Origin of the sequence: Pseudomonas sp. R32 (assembly GCF_009866705.1) — a bacterium.
GTDB lineage: Bacteria > Pseudomonadota > Gammaproteobacteria > Pseudomonadales > Pseudomonadaceae > Aquipseudomonas > Aquipseudomonas donghuensis.
Map to the genome: position 1 here is coordinate 709,428 of NZ_CP019396.1, position 24,956 is coordinate 734,383.

The 24,956-nt window shown below is 61.2% G+C and carries 14 protein-coding genes, 2 tRNA genes and 3 rRNA genes; 14 read left to right on the forward strand and 5 right to left on the reverse strand.

The genetic code is table 11. The annotated features are described in order from the left end of the window. Positions 1-571: 571 nt before the first annotated feature. The 11 genes from PspR32_RS03120 to PspR32_RS03170 all read left to right on the forward strand — a co-directional run bounded on the left by PspR32_RS03120 (position 572) and on the right by PspR32_RS03170 (position 17,554). Positions 572-2,108 (forward strand): 16S ribosomal RNA (locus PspR32_RS03120). Between the two features lie 85 nt (positions 2,109-2,193). Continuing rightward, positions 2,194-2,270: transfer RNA gene (locus PspR32_RS03125), tRNA-Ile, on the forward strand. 10 nt (positions 2,271-2,280) lie between these two features. Next, positions 2,281-2,356 (forward strand) — tRNA-Ala (locus tag PspR32_RS03130). A 222-nt stretch (positions 2,357-2,578) separates the two neighbouring features. Then, a 23S ribosomal RNA gene (locus PspR32_RS03135) occupies positions 2,579-5,469 on the forward strand. A 137-nt stretch (positions 5,470-5,606) separates the two neighbouring features. Then, positions 5,607-5,722 (forward strand): 5S ribosomal RNA (gene rrf, locus PspR32_RS03140). The 16S, 23S and 5S rRNA genes sit together here with 2 tRNA genes alongside, the layout of an rRNA operon. 127 nt (positions 5,723-5,849) lie before the next feature. Continuing rightward, positions 5,850-9,329, forward strand: coding sequence for an exodeoxyribonuclease V subunit gamma (recC, locus tag PspR32_RS03145; RefSeq protein WP_159388075.1), 3,480 nt, complete (start codon positions 5,850-5,852; stop codon positions 9,327-9,329). Beyond that, positions 9,326-13,015, forward strand: a complete 3,690-nt coding sequence (gene recB / locus PspR32_RS03150) for an exodeoxyribonuclease V subunit beta (RefSeq protein WP_100781909.1) — start codon at positions 9,326-9,328, stop codon at positions 13,013-13,015. The genes recC and recB overlap by 4 nt, the downstream gene beginning before the upstream one ends. Beyond that, positions 13,012-15,093 (forward strand): exodeoxyribonuclease V subunit alpha, encoded by a 2,082-nt coding sequence (recD, locus tag PspR32_RS03155; RefSeq protein WP_159388076.1) that lies wholly within the window; start codon positions 13,012-13,014, stop codon positions 15,091-15,093. Before recB ends, recD begins: the two co-directional genes overlap by 4 nt. 113 nt (positions 15,094-15,206) lie before the next feature. Next, positions 15,207-15,782, forward strand: a complete 576-nt coding sequence (locus PspR32_RS03160; RefSeq protein ID WP_010226930.1) for a YfiR family protein — start codon at positions 15,207-15,209, stop codon at positions 15,780-15,782. Next, positions 15,779-17,050, forward strand: coding sequence for a diguanylate cyclase domain-containing protein (locus PspR32_RS03165; protein ID WP_159388077.1), 1,272 nt, complete (start codon positions 15,779-15,781; stop codon positions 17,048-17,050). Before PspR32_RS03160 ends, PspR32_RS03165 begins: the two co-directional genes overlap by 4 nt. A 12-nt stretch (positions 17,051-17,062) precedes the next feature. Beyond that, positions 17,063-17,554 (forward strand): OmpA family protein, encoded by a 492-nt coding sequence (locus tag PspR32_RS03170; RefSeq protein WP_026001547.1) that lies wholly within the window; start codon positions 17,063-17,065, stop codon positions 17,552-17,554. Between the two features lies 1 nt (position 17,555). Here the strand turns inward: PspR32_RS03170 and PspR32_RS03175 are convergent, their stop codons facing one another. Further along, positions 17,556-18,503, reverse strand: a complete 948-nt coding sequence (locus PspR32_RS03175; protein WP_010226925.1) for a LysR family transcriptional regulator — start codon at positions 18,501-18,503, stop codon at positions 17,556-17,558. Between the two features lie 136 nt (positions 18,504-18,639). Between PspR32_RS03175 and PspR32_RS03180 the strand changes: the two genes are divergently transcribed. Together PspR32_RS03180 and mmsB are read left to right on the forward strand one after the other, a co-directional pair. Continuing rightward, a complete protein-coding gene (locus PspR32_RS03180) occupies positions 18,640-20,166 on the forward strand; it encodes a CoA-acylating methylmalonate-semialdehyde dehydrogenase (RefSeq protein ID WP_036993732.1) in 1,527 nt (508 codons plus the stop codon). Positions 20,167-20,176: 10 nt separating this feature from the next. Further along, positions 20,177-21,064: a 3-hydroxyisobutyrate dehydrogenase gene (gene mmsB / locus PspR32_RS03185; RefSeq protein WP_010226922.1), complete on the forward strand. Its 888-nt coding sequence runs from the start codon at positions 20,177-20,179 to the stop codon at positions 21,062-21,064. Positions 21,065-21,166: 102 nt separating this feature from the next. On the opposite strand, the gene PspR32_RS03190 is transcribed toward mmsB, so the two are convergent. Then, entirely contained in the window at positions 21,167-21,511 is a 345-nt protein-coding gene (locus PspR32_RS03190; RefSeq protein WP_159388078.1) for a cupin domain-containing protein, read from the reverse strand. 105 nt (positions 21,512-21,616) lie between these two features. Further along, on the reverse strand, positions 21,617-22,525 hold the full coding sequence (locus PspR32_RS03195) for a LysR family transcriptional regulator (protein ID WP_159388079.1): 909 nt from the start codon (positions 22,523-22,525) through the stop codon (positions 21,617-21,619). A gap of 101 nt (positions 22,526-22,626) precedes the next feature. On the opposite strand from PspR32_RS03195, the gene PspR32_RS03200 reads away from it, so the two are divergent. Beyond that, positions 22,627-23,385, forward strand: a complete 759-nt coding sequence (locus PspR32_RS03200; RefSeq protein WP_010226919.1) for a sulfite exporter TauE/SafE family protein — start codon at positions 22,627-22,629, stop codon at positions 23,383-23,385. Between the two features lie 3 nt (positions 23,386-23,388). Here the strand turns inward: PspR32_RS03200 and PspR32_RS03205 are convergent, their stop codons facing one another. Both PspR32_RS03205 and PspR32_RS03210 read right to left on the reverse strand, forming a co-directional pair. Further along, positions 23,389-24,321 (reverse strand): phosphatidate cytidylyltransferase, encoded by a 933-nt coding sequence (locus PspR32_RS03205; RefSeq protein WP_130263001.1) that lies wholly within the window; start codon positions 24,319-24,321, stop codon positions 23,389-23,391. A 1-nt stretch (position 24,322) separates the two neighbouring features. Next, a complete protein-coding gene (locus PspR32_RS03210; protein WP_159388080.1) occupies positions 24,323-24,946 on the reverse strand; it encodes a lysophospholipid acyltransferase family protein in 624 nt (207 codons plus the stop codon). Positions 24,947-24,956 lie beyond the last annotated feature (10 nt).

Sequence of the window (24,956 nt, forward strand, 5' to 3'; positions counted from 1 at the left end):
GTGCTAGCGCTTCTACTTGCAGCTTGAAGCTTGTGGCTTATAGCTAAAACGCCGCCGCTGAAACAAAGTTGAAATAAGTCCTTGACGCCCCTGTGGATCTGTCTATAATTCGCCCCACTTCCGGCGCAGTCGGAACTGAAAACTCCTTGAGTTTCAACGAGTTAGCAGTTTCAGGGTTGCCTGGAGGGGCTTCGATCGAAAGATCGGCAGCGGTGAAAAAGGCAGTTGACAGCGGTTTGAAACGCTGTAGAATTCGCCTCCCGCTGACGAGAGATCGCAGCGAGTCAAGTGGTTGAAGTTGAAAGAGAAATTCTGAAAAACTTCAAAATAAACGCTTGACAGGCTCTGAGGAGAGCGTAGAATGCGCGCCTCGGTTGAGACGAAAAGCTCTTAACCAACCGCTCTTTAACAACTGAATCAAGCAATTCGTGTGGGTGCTTGTGAGCTCAGACTGATAGTCAAAAAGATTATCAGCATCACAAGTGGCTACACGAAAATCGAAAGATTTGAAAGTAAGTCATTTGAGATTGCTGAGCCAAGTTTAGGGTTTTCTCAAAACCCAAGCAGTATTGAACTGAAGAGTTTGATCATGGCTCAGATTGAACGCTGGCGGCAGGCCTAACACATGCAAGTCGAGCGGATGAGAAGAGCTTGCTCTTCGATTCAGCGGCGGACGGGTGAGTAATACCTAGGAATCTGCCTGGTAGTGGGGGACAACGTTTCGAAAGGAACGCTAATACCGCATACGTCCTACGGGAGAAAGCAGGGGACCTTCGGGCCTTGCGCTATCAGATGAGCCTAGGTCGGATTAGCTAGTTGGTGAGGTAATGGCTCACCAAGGCGACGATCCGTAACTGGTCTGAGAGGATGATCAGTCACACTGGAACTGAGACACGGTCCAGACTCCTACGGGAGGCAGCAGTGGGGAATATTGGACAATGGGCGAAAGCCTGATCCAGCCATGCCGCGTGTGTGAAGAAGGTCTTCGGATTGTAAAGCACTTTAAGTTGGGAGGAAGGGTACTTACCTAATACGTGAGTATTTTGACGTTACCGACAGAATAAGCACCGGCTAACTCTGTGCCAGCAGCCGCGGTAATACAGAGGGTGCAAGCGTTAATCGGAATTACTGGGCGTAAAGCGCGCGTAGGTGGTTCGTTAAGTTGGATGTGAAATCCCCGGGCTCAACCTGGGAACTGCATCCAAAACTGGCGAGCTAGAGTAGGGCAGAGGGTGGTGGAATTTCCTGTGTAGCGGTGAAATGCGTAGATATAGGAAGGAACACCAGTGGCGAAGGCGACCACCTGGGCTCATACTGACACTGAGGTGCGAAAGCGTGGGGAGCAAACAGGATTAGATACCCTGGTAGTCCACGCCGTAAACGATGTCAACTAGCCGTTGGAATCCTTGAGATTTTAGTGGCGCAGCTAACGCATTAAGTTGACCGCCTGGGGAGTACGGCCGCAAGGTTAAAACTCAAATGAATTGACGGGGGCCCGCACAAGCGGTGGAGCATGTGGTTTAATTCGAAGCAACGCGAAGAACCTTACCAGGCCTTGACATGCAGAGAACTTTCCAGAGATGGATTGGTGCCTTCGGGAACTCTGACACAGGTGCTGCATGGCTGTCGTCAGCTCGTGTCGTGAGATGTTGGGTTAAGTCCCGTAACGAGCGCAACCCTTGTCCTTAGTTACCAGCACGTTATGGTGGGCACTCTAAGGAGACTGCCGGTGACAAACCGGAGGAAGGTGGGGATGACGTCAAGTCATCATGGCCCTTACGGCCTGGGCTACACACGTGCTACAATGGTCGGTACAGAGGGTTGCCAAGCCGCGAGGTGGAGCTAATCTCACAAAACCGATCGTAGTCCGGATCGCAGTCTGCAACTCGACTGCGTGAAGTCGGAATCGCTAGTAATCGCGAATCAGAATGTCGCGGTGAATACGTTCCCGGGCCTTGTACACACCGCCCGTCACACCATGGGAGTGGGTTGCACCAGAAGTAGCTAGTCTAACCTTCGGGAGGACGGTTACCACGGTGTGATTCATGACTGGGGTGAAGTCGTAACAAGGTAGCCGTAGGGGAACCTGCGGCTGGATCACCTCCTTAATCGACAGACATCAGCTGTCTTATAAGCTCCCACACGAATTGCTTGATTCATTGAAGAAGACGATATCGGTAACAGCTCTTAACTGGGTCTGTAGCTCAGTTGGTTAGAGCGCACCCCTGATAAGGGTGAGGTCGGCAGTTCGAATCTGCCCAGACCCACCAGTTTCTTGTTGGGGCCATAGCTCAGCTGGGAGAGCGCCTGCCTTGCACGCAGGAGGTCAGCGGTTCGATCCCGCTTGGCTCCACCACCCCTTGCTACCGTGTCAAAGCTTAGAAATGAATATTCGCATCGAATATTGATTTCTGAACTTTTTCAGAATCGTTCTTTAAAAATTTGGGTATGTGATAGAAAGATAGACTGAACAGCACTTTCACTGGTGTGTGTTCAGGCTAAGGTAAAATTTGTGAGACATTACAAATTTTCGGCGAATGTTGTCTTCACAGTATAACCAGATTGCTTGGGGTTATATGGTCAAGTGAAGAAGCGCATACGGTGGATGCCTTGGCAGTCAGAGGCGATGAAAGACGTGGTAGCCTGCGATAAGCTTCGGGGAGTCGGCAAACAGACTTTGATCCGGAGATCTCTGAATGGGGGAACCCACTCAGCATAAGCTGAGTATCTTGTACTGAATACATAGGTGCAAGAGGCGAACCAGGGGAACTGAAACATCTAAGTACCCTGAGGAAAAGAAATCAACCGAGATTCCCTTAGTAGTGGCGAGCGAACGGGGACTAGCCCTTAAGTGGCTTTGAGATTAGCGGAACGCTCTGGAAAGTGCGGCCATAGTGGGTGATAGCCCTGTACGCGAAAATCTCTTAGTCATGAAATCGAGTAGGACGGAGCACGAGAAACTTTGTCTGAATATGGGGGGACCATCCTCCAAGGCTAAATACTACTGACTGACCGATAGTGAACCAGTACCGTGAGGGAAAGGCGAAAAGAACCCCGGAGAGGGGAGTGAAATAGAACCTGAAACCGTATGCGTACAAGCAGTGGGAGCCTACTTTGTTAGGTGACTGCGTACCTTTTGTATAATGGGTCAGCGACTTATATTCAGTGGCGAGCTTAACCGAATAGGGGAGGCGTAGCGAAAGCGAGTCTTAATAGGGCGTTTAGTCGCTGGGTATAGACCCGAAACCGGGCGATCTATCCATGGGCAGGTTGAAGGTTAGGTAACACTGACTGGAGGACCGAACCGACTACCGTTGAAAAGTTAGCGGATGACCTGTGGATCGGAGTGAAAGGCTAATCAAGCTCGGAGATAGCTGGTTCTCCTCGAAAGCTATTTAGGTAGCGCCTCATGTATCACTGTAGGGGGTAGAGCACTGTTTCGGCTAGGGGGTCATCCCGACTTACCAAACCGATGCAAACTCCGAATACCTACAAGTGCCGAGCATGGGAGACACACGGCGGGTGCTAACGTCCGTCGTGAAAAGGGAAACAACCCAGACCGTCAGCTAAGGTCCCAAAGTTATGGTTAAGTGGGAAACGATGTGGGAAGGCTTAGACAGCTAGGAGGTTGGCTTAGAAGCAGCCACCCTTTAAAGAAAGCGTAATAGCTCACTAGTCGAGTCGGCCTGCGCGGAAGATGTAACGGGGCTCAAACCATACACCGAAGCTACGGGTATCACTTAGGTGATGCGGTAGAGGAGCGTTCTGTAAGCCTGTGAAGGTGAGTTGAGAAGCTTGCTGGAGGTATCAGAAGTGCGAATGCTGACATGAGTAACGACAATGGGAGTGAAAAACTCCCACGCCGAAAGACCAAGGTTTCCTGCGCAACGTTAATCGACGCAGGGTTAGTCGGTCCCTAAGGCGAGGCTGAAAAGCGTAGTCGATGGAAAACAGGTTAATATTCCTGTACTTCTAGTTATTGCGATGGAGGGACGGAGAAGGCTAGGCCAGCTTGGCGTTGGTTGTCCAAGTTTAAGGTGGTAGGCTGAGATCTTAGGTAAATCCGGGATCTTAAGGCCGAGAGCTGATGACGAGTTGCCATTAGGCGACGAAGTGGTTGATGCCATGCTTCCAAGAAAAGCTTCTAAGCTTCAGATAACTAGGAACCGTACCCCAAACCGACACAGGTGGTTGGGTAGAGAATACCAAGGCGCTTGAGAGAACTCGGGTGAAGGAACTAGGCAAAATGGCACCGTAACTTCGGGAGAAGGTGCGCCGGTGAGGGTGAAGGACTTGCTCCGTAAGCCCATGCCGGTCGAAGATACCAGGCCGCTGCGACTGTTTATTAAAAACACAGCACTCTGCAAACACGAAAGTGGACGTATAGGGTGTGACGCCTGCCCGGTGCCGGAAGGTTAATTGATGGGGTTAGCTAACGCGAAGCTCTTGATCGAAGCCCCGGTAAACGGCGGCCGTAACTATAACGGTCCTAAGGTAGCGAAATTCCTTGTCGGGTAAGTTCCGACCTGCACGAATGGCGTAACGATGGCGGCGCTGTCTCCACCCGAGACTCAGTGAAATTGAAATCGCTGTGAAGATGCAGTGTATCCGCGGCTAGACGGAAAGACCCCGTGAACCTTTACTATAGCTTTGCACTGGACTTTGAATTTGCTTGTGTAGGATAGGTGGGAGGCTTTGAAGCGTGGACGCCAGTTCGCGTGGAGCCATCCTTGAAATACCACCCTGGCAACTTTGAGGTTCTAACTCAGGTCCGTTATCCGGATCGAGGACAGTGTATGGTGGGTAGTTTGACTGGGGCGGTCTCCTCCTAAAGAGTAACGGAGGAGTACGAAGGTGCGCTCAGACCGGTCGGAAATCGGTCGTAGAGTATAAAGGCAAAAGCGCGCTTGACTGCGAGACAGACACGTCGAGCAGGTACGAAAGTAGGTCTTAGTGATCCGGTGGTTCTGTATGGAAGGGCCATCGCTCAACGGATAAAAGGTACTCCGGGGATAACAGGCTGATACCGCCCAAGAGTTCATATCGACGGCGGTGTTTGGCACCTCGATGTCGGCTCATCACATCCTGGGGCTGAAGCCGGTCCCAAGGGTATGGCTGTTCGCCATTTAAAGTGGTACGCGAGCTGGGTTTAGAACGTCGTGAGACAGTTCGGTCCCTATCTGCCGTGGACGTTTGAGATTTGAGAGGGGCTGCTCCTAGTACGAGAGGACCGGAGTGGACGAACCTCTGGTGTTCCGGTTGTCACGCCAGTGGCATTGCCGGGTAGCTATGTTCGGAAGAGATAACCGCTGAAAGCATCTAAGCGGGAAACTTGCCTCAAGATGAGATCTCACTGGAGCCTTGAGCTCCCTGAAGGGCCGTCGAAGACTACGACGTTGATAGGTTGGGTGTGTAAGCGCTGTGAGGCGTTGAGCTAACCAATACTAATTGCCCGTGAGGCTTGACCATATAACACCCAAGCAATTTGAGCGAAAGCCAGATTGCGGTGTTGTGAAGACTGCAAAGCCGAGAATTTGTAACTCACAAAACATCACATACCCGATTCGCTGGAGTGTCTTAAACAAGACCTTCTGGCAACAGAATTTCTTGACGACCATAGAGCATTGGAACCACCTGATCCCATCCCGAACTCAGCAGTGAAACGATGCATCGCCGATGGTAGTGTGGGGTTTCCCCATGTGAGAGTAGGTCATCGTCAAGATTAAATTCCGAAACCCCTATCTGCGTACGCAGGTAGGGGTTTTGTCTTTCTGGCTGTTGCACAACACAGTCAGGCTCCCCGAGCATGATAAGGTTTCCCCCTGCCCGCACAGCCTCAAGGATGCCCAATGCCGCACGCAAACCCACTCATACCAGGTTTCATGGTGGTTCACGGCAACCGCCTGGATGAACTGCGCAGCCTGGTGGTGAGCTGGATGCGGCGTTACCCGCTGGCACCGTTGGAAAACGAAATCGCCCTGGTGCAAAGCAACGGCATCGCCCAGTGGCTGAAGCTGGCCTTGGCCGAAGACCCTCAAGACGACGATCAAGGCGGCTGCGGTATCGCCGCCGCAGTCGAGGTGCAGCTGCCCGGCAGTTTCATGTGGCAGCTGTACCGCAAGGTGCTGGGCCGCGAAGAAATCCCCGAGGTATCGCTGCTCGACAAGGCGCCGCTGACCTGGCGTTTGATGCGCCTGCTGCCGGAGGTCATCGACAAACCGCACTTCGAGCCCTTGCAGCGCTTTCTCACCGACGACAACGACCTGCGCAAGCGCTACCAGTTGGCCGAACGCCTGGCCGACCTGTTCGACCAATATCAGGTGTATCGTGCCGACTGGCTCAAGGACTGGGCAGCCGGTCGCCATGTGCTCAATACCGCCCGTGGCGAATCAAAACCACTGCCGCCCGCCAACTGCTGGCAGGCCGAATTGTGGCGCGCCTTGCTGCTGGATGTCGGAGAAGAGGGCATGGCCCAGAGCCGCGCCGGTGTCCATCAACGCTTCATCGAGCGCATCAACAGCCTGGAGCAGGCACCGCCTGGCTTACCGTCACGGGTTATCGTTTTCGGCATTTCCTCGCTGCCCGCCCAGGCGCTGGAAGCGCTGGCCGGCCTGGCTCGTTTCAGCCAGGTGCTGCTCTGCGTGCACAACCCCTGCCGTCATCACTGGGCCGACATCGTTGCCGACAAGGACCTGCTACGTCATCAATACAAGCGCCAGCAGCGCAAGCAGGGCATGCCCAGCCTGATCGACGCCGAAACCCTGCACCAGCACGCTCATCCCTTGTTGGCCGCCTGGGGCAAGCAGGGCCGCGACTACATCAACCTGCTCGACAGCTATGACGACCCTGGCAGTTATCGCGCAGCCTTCAGCGACGGGCGCATCGACCTGTTCAGCGACAACGAGCCCAAGAGCCTGCTCAACCAGTTGCAGGACGACATTCTTGAATTGCGTCCGCTGGCTGAAACCCGCGAGCGTTGGCCAGACGTCGACCCAGGCAAAGATCGCTCGGTACGTTTCCATGTCGGCCACAGCCCGCAGCGTGAAGTGGAAATCCTCCACGACCAGTTGCTCGCCCGTTTCAGTGCCGACCCGACGCTGCGCCCCCGTGACATCATCGTCATGCTCCCGGACATCAATACCTATGCGCCGCACATCCGCGCCGTGTTCGGCCAGCTGGACCGCAACGACCCACGCTTCATCCCCTTCACCCTGACCGACCAGGGCCAGCGTGGCCGCGACCCGCTGCTGATTGCCCTGGAACACCTGCTGAAGTTGCCCGACAGCCGTTTCGCGGTCAGCGAGATCCTCGACCTGCTGGATGTGCCCGCCTTGCGTGCGCGCTTTGCCATCAAGGAAAGCGACCTGCCAACCCTGCACCGCTGGATCGAAGGCGCCGGTATCCGCTGGGGGCTGAACGCCGAGCAACGCGCCGGCCTCGGCTTGCCGGCAAACCTCGAACAGAACAGTTGGCGATTCGGCTTGCGACGCATGCTGCTGGGGTACGCCGTCGGTGTCGGTGAAGGGTGTGATGGTATCGAGCCATTCGATGAAATCGGCGGCCTGGATGCTGCCTTGATCGGCCCGCTGGTGGCCTTGCTCGACGCTCTGGAAATCGCCCACGAACAACTGTCTCAAGCGGCAACGGCGGCCGAGTGGGGTGAGCGCCTGCATGCCTTGCTGCAAGTGTTCTTCTTCGCAGAAACCGAGCATGACGACTATCTGCTGGTGCAACTGCAGACCTTGCGTGAAACCTGGTTGCAGACCTGTGAATCAGTCGGCCTGCAAGACTTGCTGCCGCTCACCGTGGTGCGTGAAGCCTGGTTGGCCGGGCTCGACCAGGGCCGCTTGTCCCAGCGCTTTCTTGCCGGTTCAGTGAACTTCTGCACCCTGATGCCGATGCGCGCAATCCCGTTCAAGGTGGTCTGCCTGTTGGGCATGAACGATGGCGACTATCCTCGTGCGCAACCGCCGCTGGACTTCGACCTGATGGGCAGTGACTACCGTCCGGGTGATCGTTCGCGGCGTGAGGACGACCGTTACCTGTTGCTCGAAGCGCTGCTTTCGGCCCGTGACCAGCTGTACGTCAGCTGGGTCGGGCGCAGCATCCGCGACAACAGCGAACGCCCGGCCTCGGTGCTGATCGGCCAGTTGCGCGACCACCTGGCTGGCGGTTGGCGTCTGGCCGGCGCTGCCGCTGGCGGCAAGCTCAATGCCGGTGAGCAGTTGCTGCATGCCCTGACCGTGGAGCATCCATTGCAGCCCTTCAGTGCGCGCTACTTCCACAAAGGCAGCGGCCTGTTCAGTTATGCCCGCGAGTGGCGCACGCTGCATCTGCCTGACGAACAACAGCTCAAGCCAGAGGATGAGCTGCCGCCGTACAGCAGCGATGAACCGCTGACCCTGACCTTGCTGCAGGATTTTCTCCGCCATCCGCTTCGGCACTTTTTCAGCCAACGCTTGAAAGTGTTCTTCGAGTCGGTGGAAGCGCCGTTGGCCGATGAAGAGCCGTTTGTGCTCGATGCCCTGCAGCGCTACAGCCTGAGCGAAAGCCTGCTGGCCGCAGCCCTGGCCGACCCGCAAGACAGCGAGCGGGCACTGACCACCCAGGCCCGGCGTTTGCAGGGCTACGGGTTGTTGCCGCTGGCAGGCTTCGGAGATTGCCTGCAGGCCGAACTGATCGAGCCGTTGCCCGGCGTGCTGCAGCGTTATCAACAGTTGCTGCAGCAATGGCCGATGCCTGTGGACAACGCCCTGCCAATCCGTTTCGAGTACCGCCAGCTCAAGCTCGAAGGTTGGTTGGGCCGGGTCTATCAGCGTGAAGATGATTCGCTGCTGAGCATCACGACCTTGCCCAACGGCATCAGCAATGGCCGCACCCTCAAATGGCACCGTCTGACGCCGACCTGGGTCATACACCTGGCGGCCTGTGCGGTTGGCCTGAAGCTGCATAGCGCGGTGGTCGCCACCGACATCACCCTATTGCTCGCGCCCCTGGAGCAGGCCCGCGCCGCCGAGCTGCTGGGTGATCTGTTGCTGGCCCGCCAGGCCGGTATGAATGCGCCCCTGCCGGTAGCCGTCAAGACCGCCTTTGCCTGGCTGGCCCAGAGCGATCCAGACAAGGCCCTGGCCGCGGCGACCAAGGCTTACGACGGCGATGGCCAGAATACCTTTGGCGAGCGCAGCGAAAGCACCGCGCTGGCCCGGCAGTTCAGCGATTTCGCGGCACTCAGTGCCAGTGAAGAGTTCGAAGGCTGGTGCGAAGCCCTGTACCGCCCGATGTTCGAAGCGCCCTGGCAGACGCTGGGCAAAGAGGAGAGCGCTCGATGAGCCTTGCTGTTGCCCCAGCCCCCCTGGCCCTGACCTTTCCCCTGCACGGCAGTCAGCTGATCGAAGCCAGCGCCGGGACCGGCAAGACCTTCACCATCTCGGCGCTGTACCTGCGCCTGGTGCTTGGTCATGGCGGCGAGCAGGGCTTTGGCCGCGAACTGTTGCCACCCCAGATCCTGGTGGTGACCTTCACCGACGCCGCTACCAAGGAACTGCGGGAGCGTATCCGCACCCGCCTGGCAGAAGCCGCGCGCTACTTCCGTGGTGAATTGAGCGAAGCCGATCCCTTGCTCCAGCAACTGCGCGATGACTATCAGCCGTCGCTGCGGGCCGCCTGTGCCAACCGCCTGGACGTGGCCGCGCAGTGGATGGACGAAGCTGCGGTATCGACCATCCACAGTTGGTGCCAGCGCATGCTGCGCGAGCATGCTTTCGACAGCGGCAGCCTGTTTACCCAGACCCTGGAAACCGACCATAGCGACCTGCTGGGCCAGGTCATGCGTGATTACTGGCGACGCTTCTGCTACAGCATGCAGGGCGATGCGCTGGCCTGGGTACGCAGCCATTGGGTCAGCCCTGAAACCTTGCTGCCCCGGGTGCGCGCGCTGTTCGGGCGCCAGCACATCGACAGCAATGAAGAAGAGCCGCAGGCGCTGATCGACGCGGTGCTGGAGCAACGCGCTGAATTGCTGCGCACACTCAAGGCGCCCTGGGCGCAATGGTCCGGCGAGTTACTGCAGATCTGTCGTGAGGGCCTGGCCGCCAAGCAGGTCGACGGGCGCAAGATGCAGGCGCGCTACTTCGAGCCCTGGTGTGAAAAGCTCAAGGCCTGGGCCGAGGACGATCAGGCGTTGGAGCTGGACCTGGGTACCGGCTTCAGTCGCTTTACCCGCGCCGGCATGGCTGAAGCCTGGAAGGGCGAAGCGCCAAGTCACCCGGCATTGCAGGCAATGGAAGGTTTGCGTGATCAGCTCCAGGGGCTGCCCACTCCCGATGCCTGTCTGCTCGAACATGCCGCCGCCTGGGTTGGCGCACGCTTCGAACAGGAGAAACGCCGCCGCGCCGAGATGGGTTTCGACGACATGCTCCTGCGCCTCGACCATGCGCTGCATGGCGATGCTGGCGAGCGCCTGGCCGGGCTGATCCGCGAGCAGTTCCCGGTGGCACTGATCGATGAATTCCAGGACACCGACCCGGTGCAGTACCGGATCTTCCAGCGCATCTACCGGATTGAAGAGAACGTTCGCGACACCGGCCTGTTCCTGATCGGCGACCCCAAGCAGGCGATCTATGCCTTCCGCGGCGCCGACATCTTCACCTACCTGGGGGCACGACGGGCCACGGCCGGGCGCCTGCACAGCCTCGATACCAACTACCGCTCAAGCCAGGCCATGGTCACGGCGGTCAACCATGTGTTCATGCAGGCCGAAGTGCGCGAGCAGGGGCGTGGCGCCTTCCTATTTCGCGACGGCAGCGACAACCCGGTGCCGTTTCTCGAGGTCAAGGCCAAGGGCCGTAGCGAGCAGTTGCAGGTCGATGGCTCGCCGGTACCCGCACTGAATCTCTGGCAACTGAGTAGTGAAGAGCCGGTGTCCGGCGCCGTTTATCGCCAGCAACTGGCCGCCAGCTGCGCCAGTCAGATCGTCGCCCTGCTCAATGGCGGGCAGCAGGGGCGCAGTGGTTTCGTTCAGGCTGATCAGCCACTGCGCGGCTGCCTGCCGTCGGACATCGCCATTCTGGTACGCGATGGCCGCGAGGCGCAGTTGATCCGAGCCGAGCTCGCGGCTCGCGATGTACGCAGCGTGTACCTGTCGGACAAAGACTCGGTGTTCGCCGCCCAGGAGGCCCATGACCTGCTGGCCTGGCTCAAGGCCTGCGCCGAGCCGGACGCCGAGCGCCTGCTCAAGGCCGCGCTGGCGAGCATCACCCTCAACTTGCCGCTTAGCGCCCTGGCACAATTGAACCAGGATGAGCGGGTCTGGGAGCGCTGGGTCATGCAGTTCCGCCAGTACCGGCTGATCTGGCGCAGCCAGGGGGTGTTGCCGATGCTGCGGCGCCTGCTGCACGACTTCGACCTGCCGCAGGTGTTGATCGCCCGCAGCGATGGCGAGCGGGTGCTGACCAACCTGCTGCACCTGGCCGAGCTGCTGCAACAGGCGGCTACCGAGCTCGATGGTGAGCAGGCGTTGATTCGTCATCTGGGCGAACACCTGGCCAGTTCCGGGCAGGCCGGCGAGGAGCAGATCCTGCGCCTGGAAAGCGATGAGCAACTGGTCAAGGTGGTGACCATCCACAAGTCCAAGGGCCTGGAGTATCCCTTGGTGTTCCTGCCCTTCATCTGCACCAGCAAGCCGGTGGATGGCTCGCGCTTGCCACTGGCCTGGCACGACAGCGAAGGCCAGGCACACCTGACCCTGACCCCGGATGCCGACCAGATCGCCCTGGCCGACGATGAGCGCCTGGCCGAGGACTTGCGCCTGCTGTACGTGGCCCTGACCCGCGCCCAGCATGCCTGCTGGCTTGGTGTCGCCGACCTTAAGCGTGGTACCGGCAAGACCTCGACCTTGCACCGTTCGGCCCTGGGTTACCTGTTGGGCGGCGGCAGCGCCTTGCCAGCCTCGACCCAGTTGGGCGATTGGCTGCAGGCTTTGCAATCCGGTTGCCCATCCATCGCCAGCATCGCTTTGCCAGTGCCCGATGAACAGGCCTACAGCGCCCCACGCAACCAGACCGAACTGCTGCCCGCACGCCAGCCCAAACGCCGGGCTGCGGAAAACTGGTGGATCGCTTCCTACAGCGCCTTGCGTATCGGCGAAGAGGCCATGACCCTGGCGGCCGACAGCTCCCAGGCGCAACAACTGCTTGATGACGAGCGGCCCGATTTGCAGCAGTTGCGTGAAGTCATGCCCGGCAGCGGTGATATTCATCGCTTCCCCCGTGGGCCGAACCCCGGCACCTTCCTCCACGGCCTGCTCGAATGGGCCGGTCATGAAGGTTTCGCCCAGGTCAGCGCTGCCCCCGAGCAATTGACCCGCACCGTTGGCCAGCGCTGCAACCGCCGCGACTGGACCGGCTGGATCCCGACCCTCAGCCAATGGTTGCAGCAATTGCTCGAGCAACCCATGGCCCTGGCGCCCGACAGTTCGCCGTTGTCCTTGAGCCAGTTGGACCAGTACCAGATTGAAATGGAGTTTTGGTTTGCCAGCCACAAGGTCGATGTCGGCAGGCTCGATCAACTGGTGTGCGAATACACCCATCAGGGCGTCGCACGCCTGGCCGCGCAACCGGCGCTGCTCAATGGCATGTTCAAGGGCTTTATCGACCTGGCCTTCGAACATGACGGCCGCTACTACGTGGCGGACTACAAATCCAACTGGCTCGGCCCTGATGACCAGGCCTACAGCGAACTGGCCATGGAAGGGGCAATCCTCAGCCACCGCTACGACCTGCAGTACGTGCTCTACCTGCTTGCCCTGCACCGCCAGTTGCGCGCACGGCTACCCGGTTATGACTACGACCGGCATGTCGGCGGCGCGCTGTTCATCTTCCTGCGCGGTGTCGATTCGGCATCCCGCGGCTTGTATTTCGCCAAGCCACCGCGTGAGCTGATCGAGCAGCTCGACGCCCTGTTCCGCGGTGTCAGCACCCCGCAACAACACGACCTGTTTCTCGGAGACGCACCATGAGCCGTAGCCTCGACGACCTGTTGCCGACGCCGCTGGATGCCCGCCACCTGGCGGCGCTGGAGCCGTTGGGCAAGAGCGCCGACCTGCTTGCCTTGCTTGATCGCTGGGTCGAACGGGGCTGGCTGCGTGCGCTGGATCGTGCCTTTGTGAGTTTTCTCGGCGAGCGCGACCCGTGCGGCGAACCCCTGGTGTTGCTGGCGGCGGCCCTGGCCAGCCATCAACTGGGCCATGGCCATGTGTGCCTGGACCTGGGCGAAACCCTGGCCGAGCCGGATTTCGCCCTGTCGCTGCCGCCCGAAGGCGATGCCCTGGCCGGGCCGTTGCTGTTGCCATCGCAACTGCTTGAGCGCCTGGCGCTCGACACCTGGCTGCAGCAACTGAGCCGCAGTCGCCTGGTGGCCCATGGCGGCAGCGATGAAGACAGCGCGCGCCCGCTGGTGCTCAACGGCCAGCGCCTGTACCTGCGCCGTTATTGGGCCTACGAGCGGCGGATCGACAACGCCTTGCGCGAGCGCCTGCAGCAGGTCGAGCCAACCCCGGTGGACCTTTGCGCGCGGTTGGCGCAACTGTTCGACGGCGGTGCGCCCACTGGCCAGGTGGATTGGCAAAAGCTCGCTTGCGCCCTGGCTACGCGCAGCGCTTTCAGCATTATCACCGGCGGGCCGGGCACCGGCAAAACCACCACGGTGGTGCGTTTGCTGGCTTTGCTGCAAGCGCCCGCCGTCGAGGCCGGCCGCCCGCTGCGCATCCGCCTGGCAGCGCCGACCGGCAAGGCCGCCGCGCGCCTGACCGAATCCATCGGCCAGCAGGTCGAGCGCCTGGCGGTGGCCGCCGAGGTTCGTGAGAACATTCCCACCGACGTCTCCACCGTCCACCGCCTGCTCGGCAGTCGCCCGGGCTCGCGGCATTTCCGTCACCATGCCGGTAACCCGCTGCCGCTGGATGTGCTGGTGGTCGACGAAGCCTCGATGATTGACCTGGAGATGATGGCCAACCTGCTTGGCGCCTTGCCACCTCACGCACGCCTGGTGCTGTTGGGCGACAAGGACCAGCTGGCCTCGGTGGAGGCCGGTGCGGTATTGGGTGACCTGTGCCGCGATGCCGAAGCCGGGCGCTATAGCCCCGAGACGCAGGCCTGGCTGGAGCAGGTCAGTGGCGAAGCCCTGGCCGCCAGCGAGCTGCTGCCTGGCAGCGCCGGGCAGTATCCCCTGGCGCAGCAAGTGGTGATGTTGCGCTACTCGCGGCGCTTCGGCGAAGGCAGTGGCATCGGCCAGCTGGCGCGCCTGGTCAACCGCCAGGATGCCGAACAGGCACGGGCCCTGCTCAACCAGAAGCAGGACGATGTGTTTGCCCTGAGCCTGCGCGGCGAGCAGGATCGCAACTTCGATCGCCTGCTGCTCGAAGGCCTGGGCCGCGGCAACGCCGGGCCCCAGGGCTATCGCAGCTACCTGCAGACCCTCCGCCAGCAGCGCCCGCCACTCGGCACGCCGGTGGAGGATCCGCGTTGGGAGACCTGGGCCATGCAGGTGCTGCAAGGCTTCGAGACCTTCCAGTTGCTCTGCGCCGTGCGCAAGGGGCCCTGGGGTGTCGAGGGCCTGAACCAGCGGGTTGGCCGGGTACTCGGCGCCGCCGGGCTGATCGACAGTGAACAGCCCTGGTATGAAGGCCGTCCGGTGCTGATGACCCGCAACGACTACGGTCTGGGCCTGATGAATGGCGATATCGGCATCGCCCTGCGCCTGCCGGACGAGCAGCATGACGGGCAGCACGTGCTGCGCGTGGCTTTCGCCCGCAACGACGGGCACGGCGGTGTGCGTTTCGTACTGCCCAGCCGCCTCAACGAAGTCGAAACGGTATTCGCCATGACCGTGCACAAGTCCCAGGGCTCGGAGTTCACCCATACTGCGCTGGTGCTGCCGGACGCCCTGAACCCGGTGTTGACCAAGGAGTTGATCTACACCGGTATCACCCGGGCCAAGACCTGCTTCAGTTTGATCGAGCCGCGCCAGGGCGTGTTCGAGGACGCGGTGCGGCGCAAGGTCAAACGGATCTCCGGGCTGATGCTGGAGCAGGTATAACCACGGCGATTCGGCCTTTTACCGGATCATCGGCGGGCTGCTGCCTCGCTGGAAAATCGGCCTCTGTGCTATCGTTGCGGCATCATCCTGCATGGTCTTAAGAGATTTCCTTCATGAATCTGGCCGCCCCGACATCGGGACGCGTGAGGAGCCTGACGCGTTCGCTGCTGACCGCATTGTTGTTGCTGTTCGCGTCGCAGGCCGGTGCCGAGGCTGGATCCACTTCGAACTTGGCCGAGCAGCGGGCCAAGGCCGTCACCCAGGTGGTGCTGGGTATCCTCAGCTATGCACGCTGGCCGGTTGAACCGGTGCAACTGCGCTTGTGCCTGATCGGCCCGACCGAATACGCCGACGACCTGGTCAAGGGCACTACCCAGGCCACCGGCCGCCCGGTACAGGTGCGCCGCTTGCTGGCCGACGACCCGCGTATTGCCAATGAATGCGATGCGATTTATATCGGCAAGCTCAGCCAGGACGAACGCGCCCGGCTGTTCACTGCAGTGAGCGGCCATCCGGTCCTGAGCATGAGCGAAGCCGACGACCCGTGCACGGTCGGCAGCCTGTTCTGCCTGCGGGTCAGCGACCGCCAGGTGGCCTTTGACGTCAACCTCGACTCGGTGGCGCGCAGCGGCGTGCGCATTCACCCCAGTGTGCTGCAGCTATCGCGGCGACGGGCGGCGCAACCATGATTGGCTTTGGCAAGGGGCGCGAGCGCCCGACCCTGCGTGCCGTCCTCGGACGCCGCCACCTGAGCGTCGCGCTGCTGGCGGTCGGCCTGGCCGGCGTTTCCCTGACCGTGCTCGGCGTATTGGCCTTGCGCGTGTACGCCAATCACAACCTGCACCTGATTGCCCGTTCGATCAACTACACCGTGGAAGCGGCGGTGGTGTTCAACGATGCCGGTGCGGCCAACGAGGCGCTGGCACTGATCGCCACCACTGAAGAGGTGGCCGATGCCAAGGTTTTCGATGATGACGGTGTACTGTTGGCCCGCTGGCAGCGCAGTGAGAGCGGCTTGCTGGCGCAGACCGAGCAAGTGATTGCCCGCAGCCTGCTGGAAGAACCGATCGTCTTGCCGGTGCTGCACCAGGGCCAGCAGGTCGGGCACATTGAACTGGTGGGCCAGGGCGGTAGCCTGGTGCGCTTCCTGCTCAGTGGCCTGGCCGGCATCCTCCTGTGCACGGCACTCAGTGCTTTTAGCGCCCTCTATCTGTCGCGGCGGATGTTTGGCGATATTGTCGGGCCTCTGCGCAGTCTGGCCAATGTCGCTCATGCCGCGCGCCGCGAACGTAGCTTCGACCGCCGCGTGCCAGCGGCGCAGATTGCCGAGCTCAACGAACTGGGCAATGACTTCAACGCCCTGCTTGACGAGCTGGAGTCCTGGCAAAGCCACCTGCAAAGCGAAAATGAAAGCCTTGCCCACCAGGCCAGCCATGACAGCCTTACCGGTCTGCCGAACCGGGCGTTTTTCGAGGGCCGCCTGAGCCGCACCCTGCGCAATGCCGACAAGCACCAGGAGCATCTGGCCCTGTTGTTTCTCGACAGTGACAACTTCAAGGAGGTGAACGACAGTTTTGGCCATGCCGCGGGCGATGAAGTGCTGATCAGCGTAGCCATGCGGGTGCGCGCGCAACTGCGCGAGAATGACTTGGTTGCCCGTCTGGGTGGGGACGAGTTCGCGGTGCTGCTGGCGCCGCTGCACGCGCGCGAAGATGCCTTGCGCATTGCCGAGAAGATTGCCGCCAGCATGAAGTTGCCGATCCGCCTGAGCGAAGGGCGGAGCATCATTACCTCGCTGAGTATCGGCATCGCCTATTTCCCCGATGACGGCCGCAGCCCGTCAGATCTGCTCAATGCCGCCGATGCGGCGATGTATCAGGCCAAGCGCAACCTGCGCGGGCAGGGGCAAATGGCAGAGACGGAGCGCTCTGCCCATCACGTAAAAAACAGGAGCTGAACCGTGATTCACCTGAGCCAACGTCTACGTTTTCACGTTATCTGCCTGGTCCTGGCGCTGTTCGCCCTGGGCGGTTGCCAGAGCGTGCCGCCCAAGGGCCTCACTGCCGAACAGATTGCCTTGCTCAAGCAAGAGGGCTTCCAGCTCACCGATGAAGGCTGGGAGTTCGGCCTGTCGAGCAAAGTGCTGTTCGGCAGCGATGTCGACACCCTCAACGCCCAGAGCCGGAGCATTGTCGAGCGCATTGGCAAGTCGCTGCTGTCGGTGAACATCCAGAGCGTGCGCGTCGATGGCCACACCGATGCTTCGGGCCGCGCCGCTTACAACGAGCAGTTGTCCACGCGCCGGGCACAGAGCGTGGCCAAGGTGCTGATTGCGATTGGCATGCGTGCCGAGAACGTCGAAACCCGTGGCCTGGGCAGCAGCGAGCCAGTGGCCAGCAACGACACCCGCGCCGGACGCCTGGAAAACCGCCGGGTGTCGATCGTGGTCGCCTCCGACTGAATCAGTCGGCAAAGCTCATCGTGCGCGACTCGCCCATCAGCAGCGGGGTGTTGCGCTCGGTGACATTGCGGATGTAATCCCATAGCAGGGTAATCCGCTTCAGTTTCCTCAAGTCTTCGCGGCAGTACATCCAGAACTGCCGGGTAATCGCCACCTCCTCCGGCAGAATCGCCACCAGGCGCGGATCCTGCGCGGCCAGAAAACACGGCAGGATCGCCAGGCCGCGCCCCTGCTGGGCCGCGACGTACTGGGCGATCACGCTGGTGCTGCGCAGGTTGGCGCTGGCGGCCGGGATCAGGTTGGCCAGGTACAGAAGCTCGGAGCTGAAGGCCAGGTCGTCGACATAGCTGATGAACTGATGCCGGGCCAGGTCGCTGCTGCGGGTGATCGGCTCGTGGCTGTCCAGGTATTCCTGGGTCGCGTACAGGCGCAGGCGGTAGTCGCACAGCTTGCAGCATACGTACGGCCCATGTTCCGGGCGCTCCAGGGCGATGACGATGTCGGCCTCGCGCTTGGACAGGCTGATGAAGTGCGGCAGCGGCAGGATGTCCACCGAGATCGCCGGGTAGGCGTCGACGAAATGGCTCAGTTGCGGGGTGACAAAGAAGCTGCCGAAGCCCTCGGTGCAGCCCATGCGCACATGCCCCGACAGCGCCACGCCGGAGCCCGACACCTGTTCGCAGGCCATGTGCAGGGTGCTCTCGATCGACTCGGCATAGCTGAGCAGGCGCTGGCCCTCGGCGGTAAGGACAAAGCCGTTGGTCCGTGATTTTTCGAATAGCAGGGTGCCCAGTGCCACCTCCAGCGAACTGATCCGCCGCGACACGGTGGTGTAGTCGACACCCAGGCGTTTGGCCGCGCTGCTGGCCTTGCGGGTGCGCGCCACTTCGAGAAAGAACTTCAGGTCATCCCAGTTCAACGACCCCAGGGAAGTGATGTTTTTTTGCATGTTGGTCCGGCTTTTATGTGCGTTCTTATTAGATGTTTGCACATCTATACTCCAAAAAAGCCCTGGACCCAAGCGCCCGCTGTGGCTGACCCGGCGGCGTCGATCTCTCCCTAACAACAATTTCAGGAGAACGCACATGAACGCATCCCTTACTTCCGGCCAGACCAAGGTCGAGCAGGTCAAGCTGCTGATCGATGGCCAATGGGTCGAATCGAAAACCAGCGAATGGCGTGATGTGGTCAACCCGGCCACCCAACAAGTGCTGGCCCGTGTACCCTTTGCCACCGCCGAAGAAGTCGACGCCGCGATTGCCGCCGGCCAGCGTGCGTTCAAGACCTGGCGCGACACCCCGATCGGCGCGCGCATGCGCATCATGCTCAAGCTGCAGGCGCTGATCCGTGAACACTCCAAGCGCATCGCCGTGGTCCTCAGCGCCGAACAGGGCAAGACCATCGCCGACGCTGAAGGCGATATTTTCCGCGGCCTGGAAGTGGTCGAGCATGCCAGCAGCATCGGCAGCCTGCAGATGGGCGAATTCGCCGAGAACGTCGCCGGTGGCGTCGATACCTATACCCTGCGCCAGCCGATCGGCGTTTGCGCCGGTATCACCCCGTTCAACTTCCCGGCGATGATCCCGCTGTGGATGTTCCCGATGGCCATCGTCTGCGGCAACACCTTCGTGCTCAAACCGTCCGAGCAGGACCCGCTGTCGACCATGATGCTGGTGGAGCTGGCAATCGAAGCCGGTGTGCCGGCCGGCGTGCTCAACGTCGTCCATGGTGGCAAGCAGGTGGTCGATGCCCTGTGCACCCACAGCGATATCAAGGCCATCTCGTTCGTGGGTTCCACCGAAGTCGGCACCCACGTCTACAACCTGGCGAGCCAGCACGGCAAGCGTGTGCAGTCGATGATGGGGGCCAAGAACCACGCGGTGGTGCTGCCGGACGCCAACCGCACGCAAACCCTCAACGCCCTGGTCGGTGCCGGTTTCGGGGCGGCCGGTCAGCGCTGCATGGCCACCTCGGTGGCGGTGCTGGTGGGCAAGGCCCGCGAGTGGCTGCCGGAGCTCAAGGAGCTGGCCTCCAAGCTCAAGGTCAACGCCGGTAGCGAGCCGGGCACCGATGTCGGCCCGCTGATTTCCAAGCGCGCCAAGGAGCGGGTGCTGGGCCTGATCGAAAACGGCATCAAGGAAGGCGCCACGCTTGAGCTCGATGGCCGCGAGGTCAGCGTGCCGGGCTACGAGCAAGGCAACTTCGTCGGCCCGACCCTGTTCTCCGGGGTGACCACCGACATGCAGATCTACACCCAGGAAATTTTCGGCCCGGTACTGGTGGTGCTGGAAGTCGACACCCTCGACGAAGCCATCGCCCTGGTCAACCGCAACCCCTTCGGCAACGGCACCGGCCTGTTCACCCAGAGCGGCGCGGCGGCGCGCAAGTTCCAGACCGAGATCGACGTCGGCCAGGTCGGCATCAACATCCCGATTCCGGTGCCGGTACCGTTCTTCAGCTTCACCGGCTCGCGCGGCTCCAAGCTCGGCGATCTGGGCCCGTACGGCAAACAGGTGGTGCAGTTCTACACTCAGACCAAGACCGTCACCAGCCGCTGGTTCGATGATGACAGCGTCAACGATGGCGTGAACACTACCATCAGCCTGCGCTAAGGAGTTCATCATGCGTATCGCATTCATCGGCCTGGGCAACATGGGCGCGCCCATGGCCCGTAACCTGATCAAGGCCGGGCATCAGCTGAACCTGTTCGACCTGAACAAGACCGTGCTGGCTGAACTTGCCGAGCTCGGCGGACAGATCAGCAGCTCGCCGCGTGACGCCGCGCAGCAGAGCGAGCTGGTGATCACCATGCTGCCAGCTGCTGCCCACGTGCGCGGTGTGTACCTCAACGAAGACGGTGTGCTGGCCGGTGTCAAGGCCGGTACCCCGGTGGTCGACTGCAGCACCATCGACCCGCAGACGGCCCGCGATGTAGCGGCTGCTGCGGCCAAGCAGGGCGTCGACCTGGCCGACGCACCGGTGTCCGGTGGGACTGGCGGCGCCGCAGCCGGCACCCTGACCTTCATGGTTGGCGCCAGCGACGCACTGTTCGCCACCCTGCAGCCGGTGCTGGCGCAGATGGGCCGCAACATCGTCCACTGCGGCGATGTCGGCACCGGGCAAATCGCCAAGATCTGCAACAACCTGCTGCTGGGCATCTCCATGATCGGCGTGTCCGAGGCCATGGCCCTGGGTAACGCGCTGGGGATCGACACCAAGGTACTGGCCGGGATCATCAACAGCTCAACCGGCCGTTGCTGGAGCTCGGACACCTACAACCCGTGGCCAGGCATCATCGAAACGGCCCCGGCATCGCGTGGCTATACCGGTGGCTTCGGTGCCGAGCTGATGCTCAAGGACCTGGGGCTGGCCACCGAGGCGGCACGCCAGGCGCACCAGCCGGTGATTCTTGGCGCGGTGGCCCAACAGCTGTACCAGGCCATGAGTCTGCGTGGCGAGGGTGGCAAGGATTTCTCGGCGATTGTCGAAGGTTATCGCAAGCCCGAGTAAAAAGAGCATCGCCAGCAAGGCTGGCCCCCACAGGTACTGCGCACACCTAATTCTGTGGGAGCTGGCCTTGCCAGCGATGGGCTGCCAAGGCAGCCCCTGCTGTCAGGCAAAAACGAAATACTTGCGCACCGTCTCCACCACCTCCCAGGTGCCTTTCATCCCAGGTTCGATGACGAACACGTCACCGGCCCGCAGATGCACCGGTTGTTCACCTTCCGGGGTGATCACGCAATAGCCATCCAGAAAGTGACAGTACTCCCACTTCTCGTAATTGACCTGGAACTTGCCCGGCGTGCAGATCCAGGTGCCCATGATCTTGCTGCCATCGGCCGACACATAGGCGTTGAGGTTGACGGTGTGCGGGTCGCCGCCGATGCGTTGCCACTTGGTCGCATCCAGCACGGGGGTAGGGCAGGTCTCGCGCAGCACGGTGATGAAATCGGACATTCCAGGCTCCAGAGGGTTGCTCAAAGGTCTGTCACCATAGGGGCGATTGGCTCTCGGCAGATGTCTGGTCTCGACCTTTGGGTGTCTGGGAGCGCAAACCTGTGCTTATCGGTCGAGGTTGTCGCCAAAGCTGCGGATCACCTCCAGTAGCGCCTTGACCCGCTGCGCTAGCGTGCCGGCCGGGTACACCGCGTGCATTTGCGGGCTGTCGCCGTTGCTGGCGGTCAGCCGGTACTCGGGGCACACCCGCTGCAGGCGCCCGGCCTGTACCTCGGGTTCGGCCAGCCAGTCAGCCAGGCGGGCGATGCCGACACCGGCCAGGGCGGCCTGGAGTACGGCCACTCCTGAGCTGAAGCGAAACCTTGGATGCACCCGCAGGCTGACGGCCTGATCGGCGCTGCGAAACTGCCACTCCTTGAGAATCCGTGGCGCGGTATGCAGGATCAATGCGTGTGTTTCCAGCGCCTCGATCGATTCGGGTGCGCCATGCCGTTGCAGGTAAGCGGGGCTGGCATACAGTGAGCGAGAATAACGCCACAGCGGATAACCGATCAGTTCGCTGTCCCGGGCGAAGGCGCCGCGAATCGAGAAGTCCAGTTTGCTTTTACCCGGGTCGATCGGCTCGTCGCTGAAGATCACATCGACGTTCACCTGTGGATAGCGCTCACCATACTGCGCAATCAATCCGGGCAATACCTGGGCCAGCGATTCCGGGGCGGAAAACCGCACCCATCCGGACGCCAGGCCGCTGAGCCCGGCCAGCTCTTCGTCGGCCTCGCGTTGCAGATCGAGCATTTTCTCGGCGTAGGGCAACAGGCGCTCCCCAGCCTCGGTCAGGCTCACGGCGTTGGCCGAGCGATTCAACAGCTTGGCCCCGGCGCTTTGCTCCAGGGCTTGCACGGCACGGGTCACCGCACTGGGCGAGCGCCCCAGGGCACGCGCCGCAGCGACGAAACTGCGCTTGCGGGCAACCATCGCCAAGGCTTCCAGCTCTGCCAGCATATTCAGGGCCATGCACTACCTCGTTGCAGTTTTCGCAATATGGCATTGCAACACAAAAGCCGTACGTTGGTTAACCTTGGCGCGTCCATCCATCATCGTCAGAGCCTGAATCCATGGTCGATCTCGTCATTCTTTGCGTGTTTGCCTTTGCCGCCGGCCTGATCGATGCCGCGGTGGGCGGTGGCGGGCTGATCCAGATCCCGGCGCTGTTCAACGTCCTGCCAGCCTCGCCACCGGCGGCCCTGCTGGGCACCAACAAGGTTGCTTCGGCATGCGGTACGGCGTTTGCCGCACGCTCGTTCGTGCGCAAGGTGGTGATCGACTGGAGCCTGGTGATCCCGGCGGCCTGTGCGGCCTTTGCCATGGCCTTCGTCGGCGCGGCGACGGTGTCGCTGGTGCCGCAATCGCTGATGCGCCCGGCGGTGCTGGTGCTGATCGTACTGATGGCGATCTACACCTTCTGGAAAAAGGACTTCGGCGCCCTGCACAAGCCGATGCGCATCGGCACCCGCGAGAAACTGCTGGCGATCGTCATCGGCGGTGCCATCGGTTTTTATGATGGCCTGTTCGGGCCGGGCACCGGCAGCTTTCTGATCTTCCTGTTCATTCGCTGCTTCGCGTTCGACTTCCTCCATGCGTCGGCGTCGGCAAAGCTGGTGAACATCGCCACCAACGTCGCCGCGCTGATGTTCTTCATCCCCACCGGCAACGTGCTCTACCTGATCGCCATTCCGATGGCCGCCTTCAACATCCTCGGCGCGCTGACCGGTACCTGGCTGGCGGTGCGCAAGGGCGTGCCGTTTGTTCGCGCGCTGTTTCTGGTGTTGCTGCTGATCCTGATCGGCAAGCTGTCCTACGACCTGTTGCTGTAACGGTCACACCCACCAGTAGCGCACGAAGTGGAAGAACACCGGTGCGGCGAAGCACACCGAGTCCATGCGGTCGAGCATGCCGCCGTGGCCTTCGATCATATGGCCCCAGTCCTTCACGCCGCGGTCGCGCTTGATGGCCGACATCACCAGGCCGCCGGCAAAGCCCATGAGGTTGACGGTCAGGGCCATCAGTGCCGCCTGCCAGAAGCTGAACGGGGTGATCCAGCACAAGGTGGCACCGATCAGGGTGGCCAGCGCCACACCACCGACCAGGCCTTCGACGGTCTTTGACGGTGACAGCTTGGGCGCCACCTTGTGCTTGCCGAACAGCTTGCCGCAGACGTACTGCAGCACATCGGAGATCTGCACCACGAGGATCAGCCAGGCGATCAGCAGCAGGTTGCGGCCTTCGTATCCGGGGATATCCAGGGTCATCAAGGCCGGTACCGAGGACAGGCAGTAGACCGCGATCATCAAGCCCCACTGCACCTTCGAGGCGCGCTCCAAAAAGCGCGTGGTATCGCCGCCGAAGCTGGCCAGGATCGGCAGCAGCAGGAACAGATAGACCGGGATGAAAATGCTGAACAGCCCGTACCAGTCCATGGCAATCAACAGGTACTGCACCGGCAGGGCGACGTAGAAGGCAGCGACCAGTGCCGGGTAGTCGCTGCGCCGGGTCGGCGTCAGCGTCAGGAACTCACGCAGGGCGTAGAACGACACGCAGTAGAACAGCAGGATCACCCCCAGCTTGCCGAACAGGAAGGCCAGGCCGATGACCAGGACCATCACCCACCAGGCGTTGATCCGTGCATTGAGGTTGTCGATGACAGCGTGGGGCGCCGGGCCCGCGCGCCATTTGAGAAGGCGGCCGATCAGGCTGGCGAGCAACAGCAGGCCGCCGATGCCGGCGAACAGCGAAAGGGTGTTGTTGTCCATCTCAGGATTCCTTCGGGGCCAGGGCTAACAGGGCCTGGCGGGCCCGGTCGAGAAACGCGTGCTTGCTTTCGTCCGCTTGCAGGTGCAGCGGCTCGCCAAAGCTCAGGGTGCACAGCAAGGGCAGCGGCAGGGCGCGACCCTTGGGCATGACCCGGTTGAGGTTGGCGATCCACACCGGGATCACCTCGACCTGCGGGTGGGCGCTGGCCAGGTGGAACAGTCCGCTCTTGAACGCCAGCAACGGCTCGTCGCTGAGGTTGCGCGTACCTTCGGGGAAGAAAATCAGCGAGTCGTCCTGGGCCAGCGCCTCCTGGATCGGCTGCAAGGGGTTGCTTATGGCATCGCTGTGCTGGCGCTCGATCAGCACGCCATTGAACACCCGCTTGATCAGGAACTGGCGGATGCCCGGCTTTTGCCAGTAATCGGCACCGGCTACCGGCCGCGTGTGCTGGCGCAGCGGCTGGGGCAGCGAGGCCCAGATCAGCACGAAGTCGCCGTGGCTGCTGTGGTTGGCGTAGTACAGCCGTTGCACCGGTTGCGGCGTGCAACCCAGCCACAAAGCGCGGGCGCCAGTGATCAGGCGGGCGACCGAGGTGATGGCAAAGGCGGTGAGGGCAGCAAGCATGGGCAAGGTC